The 16873-nt window shown below is 67.1% G+C and carries 14 protein-coding genes; 3 read left to right on the top strand and 11 right to left on the bottom strand.

Going from position 1 to position 16873, the window contains the following annotated elements:
• The first annotated feature begins 29 nt into the window (after positions 1-29).
• Positions 30-623: a DUF4232 domain-containing protein gene (locus ACGFNJ_RS17435; protein WP_393448445.1), complete on the top strand. Its 594-nt coding sequence runs from the start codon at positions 30-32 to the stop codon at positions 621-623.
• A 131-nt stretch (positions 624-754) separates the two neighbouring features.
• On the opposite strand, the gene ACGFNJ_RS17430 is transcribed toward ACGFNJ_RS17435, so the two are convergent.
• The 11 genes from ACGFNJ_RS17430 to ACGFNJ_RS17380 all read right to left on the bottom strand — a co-directional run bounded on the left by ACGFNJ_RS17430 (position 755) and on the right by ACGFNJ_RS17380 (position 14685).
• Positions 755-1810 (bottom strand): fatty acid desaturase family protein, encoded by a 1056-nt coding sequence (locus ACGFNJ_RS17430; RefSeq protein WP_393448443.1) that lies wholly within the window; start codon positions 1808-1810, stop codon positions 755-757.
• Positions 1811-1956: 146 nt separating this feature from the next.
• Entirely contained in the window at positions 1957-2847 is an 891-nt protein-coding gene (locus tag ACGFNJ_RS17425; RefSeq protein ID WP_393450015.1) for an alpha/beta fold hydrolase, read from the bottom strand.
• Positions 2848-2984: 137 nt separating this feature from the next.
• A complete protein-coding gene (car, locus tag ACGFNJ_RS17420) occupies positions 2985-6467 on the bottom strand; it encodes a carboxylic acid reductase (protein WP_393450012.1) in 3483 nt (1160 codons plus the stop codon).
• A gap of 204 nt (positions 6468-6671) precedes the next feature.
• A complete protein-coding gene (gene dgoD / locus ACGFNJ_RS17415) occupies positions 6672-7817 on the bottom strand; it encodes a galactonate dehydratase (protein WP_393448441.1) in 1146 nt (381 codons plus the stop codon).
• Positions 7814-8569 carry an SDR family NAD(P)-dependent oxidoreductase gene (locus tag ACGFNJ_RS17410; protein WP_393448439.1) on the bottom strand — a complete coding sequence of 252 codons (756 nt, stop codon included), beginning with the start codon at positions 8567-8569 and terminating at the stop codon, positions 7814-7816. Before ACGFNJ_RS17410 ends, dgoD begins: the two co-directional genes overlap by 4 nt.
• 17 nt (positions 8570-8586) lie before the next feature.
• On the bottom strand, positions 8587-9531 hold the full coding sequence (locus ACGFNJ_RS17405; RefSeq protein WP_393448437.1) for a sugar kinase: 945 nt from the start codon (positions 9529-9531) through the stop codon (positions 8587-8589).
• Between the two features lie 19 nt (positions 9532-9550).
• Positions 9551-10156 carry a bifunctional 4-hydroxy-2-oxoglutarate aldolase/2-dehydro-3-deoxy-phosphogluconate aldolase gene (locus ACGFNJ_RS17400; RefSeq protein WP_393448435.1) on the bottom strand — a complete coding sequence of 202 codons (606 nt, stop codon included), beginning with the start codon at positions 10154-10156 and terminating at the stop codon, positions 9551-9553.
• Positions 10146-11045 carry an SMP-30/gluconolactonase/LRE family protein gene (locus ACGFNJ_RS17395; RefSeq protein ID WP_393448433.1) on the bottom strand — a complete coding sequence of 300 codons (900 nt, stop codon included), beginning with the start codon at positions 11043-11045 and terminating at the stop codon, positions 10146-10148. Before ACGFNJ_RS17395 ends, ACGFNJ_RS17400 begins: the two co-directional genes overlap by 11 nt.
• Positions 11046-11076: 31 nt before the next feature.
• A complete protein-coding gene (locus tag ACGFNJ_RS17390) occupies positions 11077-12132 on the bottom strand; it encodes an ABC transporter permease (protein WP_393448431.1) in 1056 nt (351 codons plus the stop codon).
• A gap of 7 nt (positions 12133-12139) precedes the next feature.
• Positions 12140-13645 carry a sugar ABC transporter ATP-binding protein gene (locus ACGFNJ_RS17385; protein WP_393448429.1) on the bottom strand — a complete coding sequence of 502 codons (1506 nt, stop codon included), beginning with the start codon at positions 13643-13645 and terminating at the stop codon, positions 12140-12142.
• Complete coding sequence (locus ACGFNJ_RS17380; protein ID WP_393448427.1) at positions 13636-14685, bottom strand: substrate-binding domain-containing protein; 1050 nt, start codon at positions 14683-14685, stop codon at positions 13636-13638. Before ACGFNJ_RS17380 ends, ACGFNJ_RS17385 begins: the two co-directional genes overlap by 10 nt.
• A 138-nt stretch (positions 14686-14823) precedes the next feature.
• Between ACGFNJ_RS17380 and ACGFNJ_RS17375 the strand changes: the two genes are divergently transcribed.
• Positions 14824-16056, top strand: a complete 1233-nt coding sequence (locus tag ACGFNJ_RS17375) for an ROK family protein (protein ID WP_393448425.1) — start codon at positions 14824-14826, stop codon at positions 16054-16056.
• 59 nt (positions 16057-16115) lie between these two features.
• Positions 16116-16871 (top strand): endonuclease/exonuclease/phosphatase family protein, encoded by a 756-nt coding sequence (locus ACGFNJ_RS17370; RefSeq protein ID WP_393448423.1) that lies wholly within the window; start codon positions 16116-16118, stop codon positions 16869-16871.
• Positions 16872-16873: the final 2 nt, after the last annotated feature.

Raw genomic sequence — 16873 nt, 5'->3', positions numbered from 1 at the left:
CGACCGTCGGCACCGAGGAGGGAAGTTCGATGAATGTCCGCTTTGTGGCGGCCCTGTGTTCCGCAGTGACAGCAGGCCTGCTCGCAGGGTGTTCGACCACCGAAAGCCCGACCGCGACACCGGCAGGCACGGCCGCAGTGCCGACGTCGGACAGCGCGCAGGCGGCTCCCCAAAGCGCGGCTGGACGTTGCCATACCGCGGATTTGCGAATCGCCGTAGACACCACCGGGCAAACGCCGAAACCCGGTCAGCAGGCAACGGTTTTCCTCACCATGGAGAACACGTCGAAGCAGGCATGCACGCTCTATGGATATCCGGGCGTGCATTTGACGAACACCAACAAACAGCTCGACGTCGCCGACTGGGATCTGCCGCGCGCGACCTACAAGGACCCGGTCGAGAAGAAAATCGCACCGGGCGAATCCGCGTCCACGGCGATCAACTGCATTCTGGCAGACGAAAAGTCCAACCAGAGCACACTGTTCGTCCCACGCGACATTCAGATCACCCCGCCCGACGAAACAACATCGGCGACCGTCCGCTGGCCGTACGCCGGTCTCAGCTACGACGGCGGCGCCACCCACCCCGGCACCTACGTCTTCCCAGTCGGCGTCACCCCTTAAGCGAAGCGGCACTAACCAACGACCAGCCGCACCCTTTCTGCGCATCCACAGTCGCTCTAGCAGGCTAGAACGAGTGCGAATTCACGGAAGAGGTGCGGATCTTGAAGCCCGGTGCGGGGTGCCTCGGCGTGTTAGCTTGGCCCGGGGGCGGCGAGGGTCTTGCCAACCGTGTTCAGGTGGCGGAGCGCCTGGGCGTAGGACTCGAAAAGGCCTGTCTCGCAATACGGGACGCCGATTTTGGCGCAGTAGGCGATGACGATCGGGCGGGCGTGGCGCAGGTTCGGGCGCGGCATGGAGGGGAAGAGGTGGTGTTCGATCTGGTAGTTCAAGCCACCCAGGGCAACGTCGACGAACCAGCTGCCGCGGACATTGCGCGAGGTGAGTACTTGCCTGCGCAGGAAGTCGAGAGCCCCTGGGGTGTGCAGGACTTCCATGCCCTTGTGGTTGGGCGCGAACGTGCAGCCCATGTAGAACCCGAACAGACCCTGCTGAATCGCGATGAACGCCAAGGCTTTACCCGGCGAGAGGACCAGGAAGACCAGCGCCAGATACCCGACGACGTGCACGGCAAGCAGCACTGCCTCCCGACGCCAGTGCGGCGTCGCCCGCTGCCCGACCGCCCGCACGCTCTTGTTGTGCAGGCTGCCGCCTTCCAGCAACAGCAGCGGGAAGAACAACCACGCTTGGTAGCGGAAGATGAACCGCCGGAAACCTCGTCCGGTCGTGGCCCGTTCGCCGGAAAACGCGAGCACGCCCATGGCATCGGGGTCCGCGCCTTCGGTGTTGGGGTTGGCGTGATGGCGGTTGTGGTTACCGGTCCACCAGCCGATGCTCACCCCGATCCCGAGGTTCCCGCAGATCATGCCGAGCAGGTGATTGGCCTGCTTGGTGCGGAACACCTGCTGATGCCCGGCATCGTGTCCGAGGAAGGCGAGTTGCGCGAAGACCGCCGCGAGGAACACCGCGGTGCCCAGTTGCCACCACGAGTCGCCGATCAGCAGGAACGCCGCCCAGCCACCCACGAGTGCGCCCAAGGTGACCACGATGCGGACCGCGTAATACCGCAGCCCCCGGTCCAGCAGGCCCGCCTGCCGCACCTGGCGAACCAGCTCCGAGTATTCGCTGCCACGCGGTGATCGCTTGGCTGTGTCGCCGCTTGCGACGTTGTCTAGATCGAGGTAGGTCACCCGTTCCACCGCACGCGAACTGGCAAACCGGCGAGGCGGCGCAGCGCCATACTTGGATTGACCTCCACCTCGCAAGCTTGGCAGTTTTCAACGAGATTCGCGAACCAGGCCGCCAGCGCGCCGCACATTGTTCATCCGCCATTTCGTCAGCCAGGCGGTAAGCGATCGATGAACTCGTCGAAATGCCGGATCACTCCGGCCGGATCCTCGAGCTGCGGCCAGTGGCCGATGGTGTCGCCGAGGCTGACGACGTCGGGATTCGGGATGATCTCGCGATAGCGGGCAGCCATGTGCGCGCCCGAGTTCGGGTCGCAGGGTCCGTCGATGAACCGCAGCGGCACGGACGTGCGCTGCATCGCCGTCACCCACCGATCGCGTTCCTGCTTGCGATCGTGGATGAACCTGCCGACGAGGTGGCTCACTCGTTTGCCGTGGTGGTACGCCAGGATTTCGTGCCATTGGCGCAGCAGTTCTTTCGACGGCTTGGTCTCGGGGCCGAACATCTCGTCGAGGGCGAGGTCGGTGAGCCGGTCGGTCATGAGGAACGGGAACCGGCCGACGATCGAGCCAACGATGGTGTCCGAGAGCAGTGTTTGCACGAGCCGGGGCCGATAGACCTCGTGGAAGAGGCCGCCGTTGAGGAAGGCGATCGAGGCGATTTCGGTCCTCGTCGTGCCTTCGAATTGTCGCGTGAGCAATTCCTGCGCGACGCTCACCCCGATGTCGTGCGCGATCACGTGGCAACGGCCGACGCCGAGTTCGGCAAGCAGCGCGGTGTGCATATCGGCGTGTGCGGCAACGCGATACGCATAGTCGACCGGCTTTGCCGAGAAACCCATGCCGAGCATGTCCGGCGCGATGACACGGAAGCGCGCGGTGAGGTGGCCCCAGATCTGTATCCAGTCCCAGGAGCTGAACGGGTATCCGTGGATCAGCAACAACGCGGGGCCGCTGCCCTCGTCGACGTAGAACACTTCGTGTCCGTCGAACGTCAAGAAACGTCCTCGCGAGTACCAGTCCCGCAGGCCCGGATCCACGAGCGAGTTCGAGCCCGAATCACGCACTATGTTGTTCCCCATAGTCGACATCATTCCTCGAGTTCCGCCATCTGTCGCTAACGCCGGGGTAGTCGGAACCGCCGCCTGCGCCGACATGCGGCGCAGGCGGCGATCACTCAGAGCAAGCCCAGATGCTCCAGGTTGGTGAGGTATTTCCGGATTGTCGGTTCAGTGATGTGCGGGATGTCCTTATCGGGGCCGATGTTCGCCTCTTGGACGGCGGCACGGAACACATCGGCCGGGGCAATACTGCCGGCGGTCGGGGGTTGCGGTTTGCCGTAGTTGTGCAGGAGGGGAAGGAGGGAGTGTTTGCGTTGCCGTTCGGGCAGCGCGCGAAGTTTGGTGCCGAACTGCTCCAGCCACAGGTCGTACTCGGCAATACGGGTGATCGGGCTGCCCGCCTCGATCAGCCAGTCGACGAACACGTCGAGACCGATGTCGTCGTGGTGCGGATTCATGACGTGGTACGTGGAGAACCCGTCGCGCAGACCCAGTTCCGCGACCGCTTCGGCAATGAAGTCGACGGGCAGTCCGTCGAAGTGCGCGGGTTGGCGTCGGCCTGCCTCGTCGGTTTGATAGAAGGAGAAGGGCGCGATGCCGGTGGCGGCCAGGCTGAGCAGCAACCTGGTGAACATGTCGGGGACGTTGAGCTGGCCGACATAGGCGCCGTCGACGAGGATCATGTCGCACCGGAAGACGCTGACCGGCAGGTCGTACCGCTCGTTCGCCTCCCGCAGGAGCACCTCCCCCGCCCACTTGCTGTTGCCGTAGCCGTTCGCGTAACTGTCGTTGATCGAACGGGTCGCGCTGATCGTTCGGATGTCGGCATCCTCGACGAACCGGCCCTGCGCGATCTGGTCGCCGACACCGACGGTCGAGATGTAGTCGAAGATCTTGCGCCGTCCGGTCAGTGCCAGCCGGATCAGCTCGGCCGTGCCGACCACGTTGGGCCCGAACAGCTGGCTGTACGGCAGCACATGGTTGACCAGCGCGGCACAGTCGACAATGAGGTCGACGCTGTCGGCCAGTCGCTGCCAAGTGGCCTCGTCGAGACCGAGGTCGGCCTCGCCTTTGTCGCCGGCCACCACCTGCAGGTGCCGGTCGGCCAATCGCCGGTAATGCTCGAGCAGCCGTGGGTCCCCGCTGTCGAACACCTCGTCGAGCCTGGCGCGGGCCGTGGCATCGTCGGTCGCGCGGACCAGGCAGATCAGCGTGCCGTCGACCGTCTCGAGCCGTTCGAGCAAGGACAACGCGAGGAAGCGTCCGAGGAATCCGGTGGCGCCGGTGAGCAGCACGGTGCGCACCGAAAAGTTCGGCGCGGGAAGCGCTGTCGCGGCGTCGAGGGTCGCGCGATCGAGGAATTTCGCCAGTGTCAGGTCCTCGGCGCGGATCTCCGTCGCACCGGCACCGTGCACACTGGCGAACGTCGGCCGCTCGCCGGATTCCCGCGCCAGGTAGGCGGCGAGGGCGCGCAGATCCGTTGCCGGACTGACGATCACGCCGACCGGCACCTCGACGCCGAGGATCTCCTGCAACGTGGTGCCGAAGGTCAACGCGGACAGCGAATCACCGCCGAGGTCGGTGAACCGCGCGTCCGGGCGCACCTCGTCGACGCCAATGTCGAGCAGCGCGGCCGCCGCCCTGCGCACGGTTTCCAGCACGGGCCGGTCGGCGGCCCCGGCACGCAGCGCGCGCAGCTCCGCCGCCTGTCCGGCCGCCAGCCGCTGGTAAAGGTCCTCTAACTGGCCGCTGTAGCGCTGCCGCAGCGCCGGCCGTGCCAGTTTGCGGATGCCGGTGAGCAGACCGTTCTCGACGGTGAACGGCGTTGTCTCGATGAGGAAGTCGCGCGGAATCTCGTAGGACTGCAAACCGGCGTCCGCCGCGACCGCGCGCAGCGACTCGCTGATCAGCGGACCGATGTCACCGGAATCCCGTTCCAGCACATCCGCTTCGGGCACGACCACCGCCAACAGATAGGAGCGGGAACTGTTTCCGTAAACATAGATCTGGTGAATGACCGGACTCGCCGAGTAGGCGGCTTCCAGCTTCGACACCGCCACGAACTCACCCTGCGACAGCTTGAGCACATTGTTGCGGCGATCCACGTAGCGGAGTTCGTCGGGCCCGAGTTCGGCGACGACGTCACCGGTCCGGTAGTAACCGTCCGCGTCGAACACCGCCGCGGTCACTTCGGGTCGCCGATAGTAACCGGGAAAGATGTTCTGCGTCTTCACCAATAGCTCGCCACGCGGGTGCGGCCGGTCGGTGCGGAAGTAGCCCAATTCGGGCACATCGACGAGCTTGTAGTCCAGCACCGGCGGGCGCATCACCCGGCCGTCGACGAAGACGCCGCCCGCCTCGGTGGAGCCGTAACCATCCGGCAGGTGGAAGCCGAGCAGTGCGTCGGTGAACTCGCGCACCTCGCCGGAGATCGGCGCGGAGCCGCTCACCGCGCCGAGTACGCGGCCGCCGAGCAGATCCCGGCGCAGCTCGGCCAGCAGGCCAGGGGCGCGCGCGGTCCGCTCGGCTGGGTCGATGCCGTCTAGTGCTCGCTGATACTCCTGGTAGAGCAGATCCCACACGCGCGGCACCAACTGCAGCTGGGTCGGCCGGGCCAGCGTCAGATCCTCCAGGAAGGTCGAAAGATCGCTGCTGGCAGTGAAATAGGCAACGCCGCCGCGGGACAGGGTGCCGTACAGGGTGACCCGGCCCATCAGATGGCTCATCGGCATGAAATTCAGCGTGATCCAGGGGCCGGGTGCGTGTTCGGTCTCGCCGAAGCCGAATCCGGAGCGCCAGAGATTCCCGACCAGGCGCTCCGAGTACATCGCGCCCTTGGGCGTTCCCGTGCTTCCCGAGGTGTAGATCAAGAGCGCGATCCGCTCGTCGTCCTGCGCATCGTCGGCGGGAACCGAGCCTGTGGCGCCTTGTTCGGCCAGTCCCGCAAGGCTTTCCAGTGCGATACCGGAGGCGGCGAGCCGCTCGGCCGCGGCCTCGTAGGCCTCGCGCTGTGCGTCGATGTCCGCTCGATAGTCGAAGACCACGATCAGCTCGGGCCGATGCTCAGCTTCCGCGAGTTCCACCGCCGCCGCGAGGTGATCGACGCTCGCGGCGAGTACCCGTGGCCGCGACTCGGCAACGATCGGCCGCAACCGGTCTGCGGGCGAACTGGACTGCAGCGGGACGGCGATCCCACCGAGCAATGTGATCGCCAGGTCGAGCACGGTGTACTCGATGCTGGTGAAGCCGAGCGTCGCGACCGGATCGCCAGGTCGTACCCAGCGGTGCTCTGATCCCGACAGTCCGGCTGCTACGGCCGCGACTCGCTTGCCGAGTTCGGCATAGGTGGTTTTCTCGTATTCCGGCAGCGTATGCAGCGATGTCCGGCCGGAGACCGGATCGGTGAACGCGTGGGTGGCCCGCGCGGCGACGGCCGGGCGGTCCCCGTACTCGGCGAAAACGATCCGGAGCAGATCCGCCAGGCTTCCGGCGGGATCCTGGATCCGGGCGGTGATCGCGGGGTCGGGTTGCGCCCCCGCGAACTCCTCGTCCGAGACGGACAGGTCATTGATTCGTCGAGCTACCTCTACATCTGTCATCACGTGTCTCTTCCTGACCAGCGGGTTGGAACAGCCATGCTCTTAGTTCTGCTAACTATCTAAGAGCGGAGCCTACTCCACACCCGATGGCCTCGAAAGACCTTGCCACCCAAAGGGCAGCGGAAAATCGCCGCCAGTTCGCTTCATGGCGTTGCTTCTTCAGGCACCCCGCTACCGGGCCTGCGTCGCACTATCGCCTGTTGGCTACCACTCAGCGAACGAACCGTCTTTGCGCTGCCAGATCGGGTTGCGCCACCGGTGCCCCTGTTCGGCAGCACGGGCGACCGCCTTCTCGTCGATGTCGATGCCGAGCCCCGGCCTGCGGAGCAGGTCGACATAACCGTCGCGGTACGCGAACACAGTGCGATCGACCAGATAATCGAGCAGATCCGATCCGGTGTTGTAGTGGATGCCGAGGCTCTGCTCCTGGATCAGCAGATTGGGCGTGGCGAAGCCGACCTGCAGGCTGGCCGCCAGCGCGATCGGGCCGAGCGGGCAATGCGGCGCGAGCGCAACGTCGCGGCTCTCGGCGAGCGCGGCGATGCGGCGGACCTCGGAAATGCCGCCCGCATGCGACAGATCCGGTTGCACAACGGCCACGCCTCGATCCAGCACGGTGCGGAAGTCCCAGCGGGAGAACAACCTCTCCCCGGTTGCGATGGGAATGCTTGTCGCGCTGGTGATTTCGCCGATCCGATCGCTGACCTCCGGCACCAGCGGCTCTTCGACGAAGAACGGCAGATACGGCTCGAGCAGCGGCAGCACCCGCCGCGCCATCGCGACGGACAGCCTGCCGTGGAAGTCGACCGCGATATCGAAGTCGTCGCCGGTCGCCGCCCGGACGGCGGCAACCCGGTCGACGATGCCGGTGGTCGCGCGTGGGGTGTCGATCGATTCCAGTTCGGCGGAGGCGTTCATCTTGATCGCGGTGAAGCCCTGCTCTTGTCGCTCTAGCGCGGCCTGCGCGACGTCGTCGGGCCGATCGCCGCCGATCCAGCTGTACACCCGGATCCGATCGCGGACCGCGCCGCCGAGCAGCTGCCAGACCGGGACACCGAGCGCCTTGCCGGTGATGTCCCACAGGGCCTGGTCGATGCCCGCCACCGCGCTCGACAGGATCGGACCACCCCGATAGAAGCCACCTTTGGTGAGCACCTGCCAGTGTGCTTCGATGCTCATCGGATCCTTGCCGACGAGGTAATCGGCGAGCTCGTCGACGGCGGCGGCGACGGTGTGCGCGCGGCCCTCGATCACCGGTTCGCCCCAGCCGGTGATGCCCTCGTCGGTGTCGATGCGCAGGAAGCACCAGCGCGGCGCGACCAGATACGTGGTCAGTGCGGTGATCTTCACCGAGACTCCTTTCGTACGCTCCAGCCGCCGTCGACGACCAGATTGGCTCCGGTGATGAAGGACGCGTCGTCGGAGGCGAGGAAGGCCACCGCGGCGGCGACCTCCTCCGGCGCCCCGAGCCGGTCGAGCACGGTGGCGCGCGCGGACAGCCTCCGCCCTTCTTCGTCGACGTCGTCCCACACCGGCGTGAGCACCGGGCCGGGCAGGATGGCGTTGAATCGCACTCGGGCGGAGCCATATTCGACGGCGAGCTGCCGAACCAGCGCGGTCAGGCCGCCTTTCGCCGCGGCATACACCGGATAGCCTGGCAGCCCGAACTGCGCGTGCACGCTCGAGATGGCGACGACGTTGCCTGCCCGCGTGCGCAGGTCGTCGATGAAGGCGCGCACGCCGAGGAACAGCGGCGTCAGATTGATCGCCAATCCTTCGTCCCATTGGCGCTTCGTCAGCTCGTGCGCGGGGATGGTCTGCTGCATGGATGCGTTGCTGCACAACGCATCCAGCGGGCCGAACAGCTCGTTGACCCGGTCACGCAGCCGCGCCCACGATTCTTCGTCCGACACATCGCACCAGACGAACTCGGCACGCTGGCCTGCCGCGCGAATCTTCGCGGCGACCTCCTCGCCCGCGGGCTCGGCGATATCGGCGAGGACGACCGAGGCCCCTTCGGCGGCGAGGCGCTGTGCCGTAGCCGCACCGATCCCCGATGCCGCGCCGGTAACAACCGCGACCCGATCTGCCAGACGACTCAATGGTTTTCCCTTCGTGGTCATCGTTGAATGTCGGTACCGGCGAGCAGGTCGAGCTCGCGGCGCAGCGGCAGGCCCGCCCAGTCGCCCTGCACGGAGACCGCGAACGCGCCGCAGGTGGCGGCCAACCGCAGGCGCTGCCGGACCGAGACGTCGTCGAGGAAACCCGCGAGATATCCGGCGACGAACGCGTCGCCGGCTCCGACCGGGTCCACCATCGTCACCGGGACCGCAGGCTGCCGGAACTGCCTGCCGCCCTGCAGCGCGAGCGCACCCTCGGCGCCGAGCTTGAGCACGACCTCCGACGGGCCAAGTGCAGCAAGAGATTCCGCCATCGCAGCCGGACTCGCGGTGGGCACCAGAAGCGCGGCCTCGTCGAGCCCGGCGAAGACGATGTCGGCGCGCGACACCAGCACCGAAAGCTCGGCGGCCGCCGCCGATCTGGACCACAGCGCACTGCGGTAGTTGACGTCCAGCGACACCGGAACGCCGGCGCCGAGCGCCGCATCGAGCGCGGCGTGCACCGCGTCGCGGGCAGACGAACTCAACGCCGGGGTGATGCCGGTCAGGTGCAAGATGCCCGCCGCGGCAATCTGTTCCGGATCGATCTCGGCCGCCGACAGCCGGGAGCCTGCCAGGCCACGCCGATAGTAGGTGACCCGGATCCGGTCGGCGGTGCGGCGTTCCCGCAGCATCAAGCCACTCGGCAGCTCCGGGTCGATCCGGCAGCGGGACACGTCGACACGTTCGGCCCGCAGCCGGTCCAGCACCATGGTGCCGACCGCGTCGTCGCCGACGCTGCCGATCCACGCGCTCTCGTGTCCCAACCGCCGGACACCGATGGCGACGGTCGCCTCGGCGCCCGCGAAATCCATCCGCATCGCGGCGCCGGGCGCCAGCGGTCCCGGCGCGGTGGCCGCGACTACGCCGACGGCCTCGCCGAGCGTGATCAGACTGCCCCTCATGACAATCCGCTCCGATCGCTCAGCACAACTGCTCGCACAGGCCGGACGCACGGTCGCGGAGTGCGTCGAGATCGCCACCGGTGCAGGCGTCGCCGAGCAGCGGCGAGCCGATGCCGAGTGCCGTCGCGCCCGCATCGAGGTAGGCCCTGGCCTCGTCCAGTGCCACTCCGCCGGTGGGCACCAAGGGAATATCCGGCAGCGGGGCACGGATGGCTTTGAGGTATTCGGGTCCGCCTACCGAGGCAGGAAAGACCTTTACCATGGCGCTGCCTGCGGTCCAGGCTCGATGAATCTCGGTGGGGGTCAACGCACCTGAGATCACCGGAACACCCAGTCGCCTGCCCTCCGTGATCACTTCTTCGCTGACGATCGGCGTGATCAAATACGCGGCACCGGCAGCGACCGCGCGGCCCGCGTCGGCGGCGGTCAGTACCGTGCCGACACCGATCGAATGCCCCGGGTAGTCCCGGAGCGCATCCAACGCACCGGCACTGGTGAGCGTGAATTCCACTGCGGTGATGCCACATTCGTGCAGCACCGCGGTAACCTCCACGAACCGGTGCGCCGTCGGCGCTCGCAAGATCGCGATGACCGGCGTCTTCAGCTGCAGCAGATCATCGGCCATCGCTACCCACCAATCCCGCGTCGGCGTAACGCATGCCGGGCACGCCGACGACACCGGGGACGCACATGAACAACCGCCCGGCATCCGGCTCGTCGGCCGCCATGCCCTCCTTGGCGGTGGTGATCACCAAGACGTCCAAGTCCGGCCCGGCGAACACGCAACTGGAAACCTGGGACGGGCCGACGTCGATCACCGCGCGGCGCTGGCCCGCCGGGTCGAAGGCGTGCACCTGTCCCGCACCCCAGATCGCCACCCACACCCAGCCCTCGGCGTCCACGGTCAAGCCGTCCGGCTCACCCGTTTCGAACTGCACGAACGGCCGCCCCGCACCCACAGTGCCAGTGGTGAGGTCGTATTCGAAGGCGTCGACCCGTTTCGTCGGGCTGTCCGCGTAGTAGAGGGTGGCGCCGTCCGGGCTCCAGCCGAGACCGTTGGAGATGGTGACTCCGGCCCGCACCGTGGCCAGTGCGCCGTCACCATCGATCCGATAGAGGGCAGCACTGCCCTCGACCCCGTCCTCGGACATCGTGCCCGCGAGTAGACGGCCGAGGGGATCGACCTTCGCGTCGTTCATCCGACGCCGAATCCCGTCGTCCGGCAACGGTATTGCCGTGATCGTGGTGACCTCGCCGTCCTCGTCGAGCCGGACGACCTCGTCGCCCAACGTCGCCACCAGCGCGCCGGACTCGCACGGCACCACCGCACTGACCGGCGGCGCCAGGCTGATCGTCGCGCGATGAACGAGGTCGAGGCGTGCCCGATCGAGCGCAGCGCGATGAATGTGCCCGCGCCGAATATCCACCCACCGCAGTTCATTGCCGTCCCACACCGGGCTCTCGCACAGTTGCCCCGGCGGCGGCGCACACGGCCGCGCCCGCAATGTGATCATTTGTTCCTCCTGAGATCTCGGTCAGACAGCGCTAGGTCGGCAACCCGACCGCTCGCTCACCACTGCGCCGCTGCTGTATCACCACCGCGGCCACCAGCAACGCTCCTTGCGCGACGTTCTGCCAGAACGTATTGACACCGACCACATTCAGCCCGTTGTCCAGCGCACCGAGCAGCACGACGGCAAGCAACGTGCCACCGACCGTCCCCTTGCCGCCCTTGAGCGCGCATCCGCCGAGCGCCGCCGCGGTGATCGCCTTCAACTCCAGGCCCTCACTGCCCGACACCGGCTGTCCCGATCCGGTCCGCGCGGTCAGGATGATCCCCGCGATCGCCGCAACCACGCCGGCCAGCACGAACACCGCGATCAGGTACTTGTTGATGTTGATGCCGGAAAGCCTTGCGGCGGTGTCGTTCCCGCCGATGGCGTAGATGTTGCGCCCGATATCGGTGTACTTCAGCAGCACGTGCACGCTCAACGCGACGATCGCGAGGATCAGCACCGGCACCGGTAGTCCGGCGATCTTGCCGCGCGCCAGGAAGATGAACACATCGTTGTCCAGCACGAACCCCTGCGCCTTGCCGCCCGAGATCAGTTGGGCCAGGCCCTTGTACGCGGCCAGCGTGGCCAACGTCGCGATCACCGGATTCACCCGGCCGTACACGATGATCAGCCCGTTCACCGCGCCGAGCAGCACGCCGACGCCGACCGCGGCGAGGACGCCGAGCACCGCGTTGCTGGAGGTCGCGGTGAACGCCATCGCGCTGATCACCGAGGCCACCCCGGCCTGCGAACCGACCGAGATATCGAGCGCCCCGCAGATGATCACCACCGTCTGCACCACGGCGAGCAGGCCGAATACCGTGACCGCGTCGCCGATTCCGGCCAGGTTCTTGGGATCGAGATAGCCGTCGTTGAGCGAGCCGAAGATCGCGACGATGACCGCGAGCGCGCCGATCAGGCTGAGATTTCCGGGGCCGATGGCGTGCAACACCCGGCGCGGTGTGAGCGCGGCGAAGCGGTTCGGCGGCGGCGATGGTGCGACAACTGCTGCCGCAGGCTGTATTTCGAGTTGCTGCTCGGTCATTGGTTTCCTAGAGATGTGAGAGATCCGCGGCCATGGCCAACGCGAGAATGGACTCCTCGTCGGCGGCGCTGCGGTCGAGTTCGCCGGTGACCCGGCCCTGCTGCATGACGACGATCCGATCGGCGAGGCCGAGCACTTCGGGCAATTCCGAGGAGATCACCAGCACCGCAACCCCGGCCTCGGCCAATTCCTCGATGATGCGGTAGATCTCGACCTTCGCCCCGACGTCGACACCACGGGTCGGCTCGTCCAGAATCAGCACCTTGGGCTTGCGGGCCAGCCAGCGGGCCAGCACCACCTTCTGCTGGTTGCCGCCGGAGAGCTTGCGCACCTCCTGCTCGATCGATGGGGTACGCACCCGCAAGGATTCGACATAGCGCTCGGCCAGCCGACGCTCCTCCCCCGCCCGGATGAACCGCAGCCGCCGCAACCGGTCCAGCACGGCGAGCGAAATGTTGTCGCGCACACCACGATGCAGGAGCAAGGCCTGCGCCTTGCGCTCCTCCGGTGCGTACCCGACGCCGGCCCGCACCGCGTCCCTGGGCTGCCGCAGCCGCAGCTGCTTGCCGTCGATCCGCACGGCGCCGGAGCGAATCGGCAGATCACCGGCCAGCGCGCCCGCCAGTTCGGAGCGACCGGCGCCGACCAACCCGGCCAGCGCGACCACCTCACCCGCGCGCACCTGCATGCTCACGTCGTGCACGTCGTCGGTGGTCACCGCGTCCACCTCGAGCACAACCCGGCCCGGCGCGCTCGGCCTGCGGGTGAACAAGGTGGACAGGTCGCGGCCGACCATCATCCGGACGATCTCCTGGTCGTCGGTCTCCGCGATCGCCCTGACACCGACCAGCGCGCCGTCCCGCAGCACCGCGACCCGATCGGCGAGCCGGAAGATCTCCCGCATCCGATGCGACACATAGATCACCGCGAGCCCGCGCTCGCGCAACCGCCCGATCAACGCGAACAGCGATTCGGTCTCGTGATCCGACAGCGACGAGGTCGGCTCGTCGAAGGCGATCACCTTCGCGTCGGTGGTCAACGCCCGCATGATCTCGACCAACTGCCGTTGTGCCGCAGTGAGTTTGGATCCCAATGTGGTCGGATCGAGATCCCGGTCGAAGCCGAGCCTGGCCAGGTCCGTACGCATCCGCTCGTGCAGTGCCGCGCGGTCGAGCATTCGTCCCGCCCGCCGCGGCAGCGCGCCGAGATAGACGTTCTCGGCGACCGACACGTGCGGCACGATCTCCGGCTCCTGGCCGATCACCCGGATCCCGGCTGCCCGCGCGGCGGCCGGGGTGGCCTGGTCGAGCAGCACACCGTCGAGTTCGAGGCTGCCGCCGTCCGGCCGGTGATCGCCGCCGAGGATCCGGATCAGCGTCGACTTCCCCGCGCCGTTCTCGCCCATCAGCGCGGTCACCGCGCCCGCGGGAAAGTCCAGACTCACCTCGCGCAGCGCAGGCACTCCCGCGAAGTTCTTGCTGAGGCCGGTGGCGCGCAGGCCGGTCAGCTGCATGGGACGCCGACCTGCTGCCAGGTGCTCGAGTCGACCATCGTCGTCGGCGCGAAAGCCTCTGCGGGCATGGCCTTCCCGTTCTTCAGGTAGTCGTAGATCGTCTGCACCGCGAGCGCGCCGACATCCTTGCCGTTGATGAACAGTGCCGCTTTGAATCCGGTCGGCTTGCCGCCGCGCCATTCCTTGCAGGCCAGGTAGGCGCCGAGGCCGACGCCGAGCACGTTCTCCGCGGCGTATCCGGAGTTCTGGATGGCTGCGACGCCGCCGCTGACGTTCTCGTCGTTGCAGCCCATGACGATCCAGTTCTTCACCGAGCGATTGCCTGCGACGGTCGCGGAGATCTTGTTCTGCGCGTCCGACGGCGTGTTGTCGGTGCCGACGTCGATCACCCGCACGTCGACGCCCGCGGCCGCGCGGAAGGCCTTCTTGTTCGCCTCGACGCGGTCGGTGCAGACCGTCACGTCCTGCTTCCACGCGTCGACGATCGCGGTCTCCTCCGGCTTCCAGCCCGCCTTCTTGAAGTCCTCGCCCGCGCGGCGGCCGACCTCGGTACCCATCTGCGTTCCGCTGAACCCGACGCGCGGAACCAGTTGGTCCTTAGCGCATTTGGCCGGATCGGGACCGGTCGTGCAGACCTGGTCGTCGGAGGTGAGCAGGGCAACGCCGCCGGTCTTGGTGAGCTGCGCGACCTGCGGGCCGACCGACGGATCCGGCACCACCACGATGACACCGCTGGCCTTCTGGTTGATCGCGTTGTTGACCTCGGTGACCGCCTTGTTCGCGTCGTTGCCGAGGTTGACGACCTTCAGATCGACCCCGAGTTCCTTGGCCTTGGCCTTGGCGCCGTCGGCCTCGCCGATGAAGTACTCCTGGTCACCCTGTTTCTGGGCGTAGACCAGGCTGATCGGGCCCGTCTGGTGCTGCGGGCCGGTGGCCGCCGAGTCGCTTTCCTTTCCCGACGAGCAGGCGGTCGCGACGAGCGCGAGCGACACTCCGCACAGAACGGCACTGGTCCAACGTCGTCGATGGGTCCAGGACATGGGGCACTCCTAGGTGATCTGACGCATACTCGCGTCGCAAAGTGATGTGGGTTACAGTAAGACTTCCGCTAACTGTTGTAAATACTGTTGGCCGAAATCGTTCGGTATGTTGGCGACCACTCAGGGAGGAGCCCGACCGTGTACCAGCTGACCGCGCGCGACATCCGACGGCGCAACAGGTTCGGCGTACTGCAGGCGGTGTACGCCGCCGACGGGCACACCAGCAGGCAAGAGATCGCGCGGGCGACCGGGCTGTCGTTCGCCACGGTCGGCAACATGATCTCCGAGCTGCTCGACGTCGGCGTGCTCGCCGAACTCGGATACGACGCGCCGGGCATCGGCAGGCCGCGCGCCCAGCTCGCCATCAACCCCGAACGCGGCATGCTGGTCGGCGTCGACATCGCCGAAACCGCCATCCATTTCGACCTTTTCGACCTGGCGATGACGGTGCTGCGTTCGGTCGAGATCCCCGTCGATGCGGCGGCCACCGAGCCGGACGATGTCGCGGCGCTGATCATCCGCGGGATCCGCGAGGTCACCGCGGGTGATGCCGACAAGGTGCTCGGCGTCGGCTTGAGCGTGCCCGGTCTCGTCGAACCCGAGGGCGGCGTTTCGGTGTTCTCGCCGTATTGGCACTGGCACGACGTGCCGTTGCGGGAGTTGCTCGAACAGCACCTCCCCCACCCGCTCTATCTCGACAATCCGCTGAAAGCCAGCACCGCGGCGCATCTGTGGTTCGGCGCGGGGCGGGACGTGGACGACCTGATCGTCGTCACGCTCCGAGCCGGTGTCGGCATCGGCGTGGTGGTCGAGGGGGCGCTCTATCGCGGTGTCACCAACAGCGCAGGCGAGTGGGGGCACACCAACCTGGTCCTCGATGGTCGCGAATGCCGTTGCGGGCGTGCGGGTTGCGTCGAGGCGTATGTCGGCGCGCCCGGCATCGTGCGCACGTTGCGCGAGCTCGCGCCGTCCAGTCCGTTGCTCGGCGCCGACGACGCGGCCACCATCGTGGCGATCGCCGAGGCCGCCGCGCAGGGTGACAGCACCGCGCTGCAGGTGATCGACAAGACCGGGCACTATCTCGGCGTCGCCGTCGCCAACCTGGTCAACCTGTTCAACCCGAGGACCATGGTGTTCGGCGATCTGATCGCGGACCAGCTCGGTGAGCCGCTGCTGGCGGTGACCCGCCGGGTCGCGGCCCGCCACGCCATGACCGACCCGTTCGACGCGGTGGCACTGCAGCTTTCGACGTTGCCGCACAACCCGGCCAGCCTCGGGGCCGCGACCTTCGCGCTGGAAGGCTTTCTGGCCGACCGGGAAACGTTCGGTTCGGTCGCCGCCCGCCGCGCGTTGCGGACCTCCGCCCCCTGATCAATCCGGGCAAAAACTTGCTACGTACAGCACTTCGGGCGCCAACTACCGTCCGAGGAATGACGATAGAAGTCGATATCGGCGAGGTCCAGAAACTCCAGACCGAGGTGTACCGTGCGCAGACCGCACTCGATCACGGGCTGAAACTCGTCGGCGAAGCATCCTCGACCGTGGGGAAACTCGGTGCGCCCCAATCACAATGGACGGGCCACAATTTCACGATCGGCTTCGCTCCGACCACACCCTTCGGGAACACGTTCGAAGGCGGCTCGTGCAACAGCGCCCATTCCGGCGCGTTCACCGCGGCCACCGCCACCTTGAAGGCGTTCGCCGCCACGGTCGATTCGGACGCCGAGCGATTGAAACTGGCGCTGGCGCTGTACAAGTCGATGGATGCGAAGAGTGCCGAGCAACTGCTGCGCCTCAACCGCAACGCGCTCGACGTCTACAGCGCGCACATGAGCACGGGCGGCGAATGGGCTGGGCTGCAAGCCGGTCAGATCGATAGGCTGCGCGCGCTGATCGGCGGGCCCAACCAGGGGAACACCGTGATCGGCGGCGACTTCAATGCCGCGTCGGGCGGCAATGACCCCTCGGCACAGGCGATCAGGCGATTCGCCGATCAGGGCGTGGATCCCTATGCGGGCGTCATCCACGACGGGCCCAACGGAGCGCCGGTGGGCACCTCGGCCAACCACTACCCGATCGACCATGTGCTCCCGCGCGGCATCGGCGCCTCCGAGGCGCAACGCTGGGCGCGTGACGAATCCGACCATGACGGGCAGCGCGTCGATGTGACACTGCCCGCCTGGTGAGG

It is taken from the genome of Nocardia sp. NPDC049149 (assembly GCF_043197455.1).
GTDB lineage: Bacteria > Actinomycetota > Actinomycetes > Mycobacteriales > Mycobacteriaceae > Nocardia.
This window is presented reverse-complemented; position numbering and strand designations above follow the sequence as displayed.